We start from the raw sequence: 219 nt of genomic DNA, 5'->3' as shown, positions 1-219 counted from the left end.
AGGGATTTAAAATCCCTCGCTTAATAGGCGTGCCGGTTCAATTCCGGCCTCGGGCACCAATTATTACTAATACTAGCGATAGTATATCTAGCTAAGATGTAAAATTAGCACTCTGTGTTAACAATTAATTTGTCATCGCAGTATATGGCGGGTTGGCAGAGTGGCTATGCAGCGGATTGCAAATCCGTGGACCTCGATTCGACTTCGGGACCCGCCTCC

Annotated in this window: 1 tRNA gene; it reads left to right on the top strand. The window is 46.6% G+C overall.

Going from position 1 to position 219, the window contains the following annotated elements:
• Positions 1-146 precede the first annotated feature (146 nt).
• Positions 147-217, top strand: a tRNA-Cys gene (locus JFU56_RS22855).
• Positions 218-219: the final 2 nt, after the last annotated feature.

The organism is Moritella sp. F3 (assembly GCF_015082335.1).
Taxonomy (GTDB): Bacteria; Pseudomonadota; Gammaproteobacteria; order Enterobacterales; family Moritellaceae; genus Moritella.
Note: the sequence above shows the minus strand (reverse complement) of the source record. Positions and strands in the feature narration are given on the sequence as shown.